Below are 3,103 nucleotides of genomic sequence, written 5' to 3' on the forward strand. Positions count from 1 at the left end.
ATAAGCAGTAGTCGTATAAGCACCAACAATCGTGGCAGTAGCCCCATTCATGCCTGCCATATGGTCGGCTTGGATAGTCGCTTGGCTACCAGCTTTGAAGGCTGGATTTTCAGCTTCTTTTAGTCCGGTAGGAAGCTCACTGGAAGTGGAATGGTTCATATCCGATGTGTCGTGCTGTTGACTGCTGTTTGTCGTGTGCTCCTGGTTCGGCGTGTTACTGTTCCCGCACCCACTCAAAATAATCATGATTGTACCAGCGAGCAAAGCCCATTGCATTCTCATATTTACAGCTCCTTTAGGGTTTTAATTACATATTTTAAATGTACCCCTATGGGGTATATTTAAAACGGAAGTATATGACAAACTTGTGAAGTGTTTTGCTTTCAAGGGGATCTCCTGTTGTGACCCCTTTTTTGTTATGCAGAAGATGCGAAATTAAATGTTGTTGACAGTGAATAAAAAATCATTGTAATATCTATAAAACGCATCAAGTTACTTGGTATTTTGAGCGACTGTAACATTCTAACTCACCAAAAGTAGATGATATCAAGGAGCAGGGGGAGACATCAAAATGAAGAAACCATGGATTTCATTTATATTGCTGCTGGGAGCAGTCGTGCTTTTTATTTCAGGTTGCGGCAGCAAGAATACGTTGGGCAACGCTGCGGGTGAAGAAAAGAAAACACTGCATATCAGCTTTAATCCCGGTCCATATAGCGATCAGTTTAAGAATGGTGTGGCTCCATATTTGGAGAAGAAAGGCTATAAGATTACATATAAAGAGTTTACAGACGGTGTTCAGCCCAATGTAGCCGTGGCTAAGGGGGATATTGATGCTAATGTGTTCCAGCACTCGCTCTACCTGGATTCTATGAATAAGCGGGAGAATATTGATCTGATTGGTGCTGTGCAGGTCCCGACTCCTCCAATGGGATTGTACTCCAGCAAGCATACCAGCCTTGACGAAATCAGTGAGGGAGCCCAAATCAACCTGCCCAACGAGCCAGTCAATATGCTGCGTGCGCTGAATATTTTGAAGGAAGTAGGCTGGATTACGTTAAAGGACAAAATCGATCCATTGCAAACCTCGGTGAATGACATCACCTCTAATCCGCATCATCTGCAATTTGTTGCTACCGACCCGGCACAGGGGCCACGTGCACTAGAGGATGTTGATTTTGCGGCTATACAAGGGAACTTTGCTGTATCGAATGGAATAAAGCTGACCTCGGCATTAAAGCTTGAAAATATGACAGATCCGTTCACGAACGTGGTAGCTGTGGACAACAAGAACAAGGATAAGCCCTTCGTCAAAGACATTATTGAAGGATATCATTCAGATGAATTCCAAAAGTACATCCAATCGAATCCTGTTTATGAAGGCTACAAGCTACCAAGCTATTTCAAATAATATGGGGTATTATCTTCTGCGGGCTGACGTTGTCAGCCTGTATCTTATGGATAAAAGGTGGAGATGAACGTGATTTTTTCATCCTCTGATCTCGTCAAGGCTCTGCCTGACAACTATTTTAGCGCAATGGATGACAAAGTGAATCTGTATAAAAGCAAAGGAATAGATGTAATCAATTTGGCAGCCGGCAACCCGGATCAGCCAACACCGGCGCATATCATCAGCGCTTTGAAGGAAGCGGTCGATCAACCGATCAATCAGGGCTATCCACCTTTTCATGGGAAAAAAAGCACGCTGGAGGCTGTCGCCGCGTTCTATAAACGGGAGTATCAGGTGGAGCTGGATCCTGACCGGGAGGTTGCCATATTCAACGGCTCAGCCATAGGCGTAATGGGGATTCCACAGGCGCTGCTGAATCCCGGTGATTGGTTATTGACCACCGATCCGGCATATCCCCAATATTATTCCGCTGCTGCGCTGGCAAGAGCCCATATTCATACGATTCCGCTTGATGAGAAGCATGGCTTCTTGCCTGATTATACAACCGTGCCGGAAGAAATCGCAGAGCAGGTCAAATTGCTCATGATTAATTATCCGAACAATCCGACTGGAGCAGTAGCTACTGCAGATTTTCTGACAAAGACGCTGGATTATGCCGCTCGATATCAGTTTCCGGTTATGAATGATTTTGCTTACGGTGCTCTTGGATTTGACGGGCATAAGCCGATTAGTTTATTGCAAATCCCCGGCGGCAAGGAATATGGCGTCGAGACGTATACGGCTTCCAAAACGTATAACATGGCTGGATGGCGCTTCGGCTTTGCAGTGGGAAATTCGTCCATCATTGGTGCGCTCAAGCATTATCATACGCATGCCTACAGCACTGTTTTTGGAGCGGTACAGGATGCGGGGGCTGTGGCATTGCTGGGCACGCAGGAACCGGTACGGGAGCTCGCGGCGTTATATGAGCGGCGCCGTGATATTCTCATTGCAGCGTTACGAGGTATTGGCTGGGATGTAGCTGTTCCCCAAGGGTCTTTTTTTGCCTGGTTCAAGGTGCCAGAGGGTTACACATCCGCTTCATTTGCAGACTTTTTATTGGACGAGGCACATGTTGCGGTCGCCCCTGGAGAAGGCTTTGGTCGTGCGGGAGCTTCTTATGTGCGGGTCAGTCTGGTGAACAGTGAAGAAAGGCTGCTGGAGGCGGTGCAGCGCATCGCAGCAACGGGTATTTTTCAAGTATAAGCTGGAATACAAGGAATTCATGGAGGGAGCGAGAAAAGAACTTTGAGTATAGCGATTATCGGAGCCATGGAGGAAGAAATAGCAGATTTGAAAGCGCAGATCGAAGGGATAAAGATGACCCAGATTGCGAACGGGATTTTTTATACAGGCCAGCTTGAGGGCAAGGAGGTTATTCTGCTGCAATCAGGAATTGGCAAAGCGAACGCAGCCTCGACTACGGCGCTGCTGATTGAGCGATTTAGCCCGGAGCTTGTCATTAATACCGGGTCTGCGGGTGGGCTCGATCCAGCGCTGCATGTTGGCGATGTTGTAGTGGCGACCGAGCTGACTTACAGCGATGTGGACGGAACGGCGTTCGGCTATACCTACGGACAGGTGCCACAGATGCCGGCAAGTTATCCTGTCGATCCAGCGCTGCTTGCTTTTGCGACAGAAGCGCTGGCGGAG

At 47.5% G+C, this 3,103-nt stretch carries 4 protein-coding genes; 3 read left to right on the top strand and 1 reads right to left on the bottom strand.

Annotated features, from left to right (window positions below; translation table 11 throughout):
- On the bottom strand, positions 1-282 hold a 282-nt coding region (locus tag GRP75_RS22785), incomplete at its 3' end, for a DUF1541 domain-containing protein (protein WP_160790442.1).
- A 289-nt stretch (positions 283-571) separates the two neighbouring features.
- On the opposite strand from GRP75_RS22785, the gene GRP75_RS22790 reads away from it, so the two are divergent.
- From GRP75_RS22790 to mtnN, 3 genes are all read left to right on the top strand, one after another.
- Positions 572-1,411, top strand: coding sequence for a MetQ/NlpA family ABC transporter substrate-binding protein (locus GRP75_RS22790; RefSeq protein ID WP_160790443.1), 840 nt, complete (start codon positions 572-574; stop codon positions 1,409-1,411).
- Between the two features lie 69 nt (positions 1,412-1,480).
- Complete coding sequence (locus GRP75_RS22795; RefSeq protein ID WP_081365969.1) at positions 1,481-2,656, top strand: aminotransferase class I/II-fold pyridoxal phosphate-dependent enzyme; 1,176 nt, start codon at positions 1,481-1,483, stop codon at positions 2,654-2,656.
- Between the two features lie 42 nt (positions 2,657-2,698).
- A partial coding sequence (mtnN, locus tag GRP75_RS22800) for a 5'-methylthioadenosine/S-adenosylhomocysteine nucleosidase (RefSeq protein ID WP_160790444.1) occupies positions 2,699-3,103 on the top strand: 405 nt, incomplete at its 3' end.

This window comes from Paenibacillus sp. OT2-17 (assembly GCF_009827695.1).
GTDB classification, from domain to species: Bacteria; Bacillota; Bacilli; order Paenibacillales; family Paenibacillaceae; genus Paenibacillus; species Paenibacillus polymyxa_B.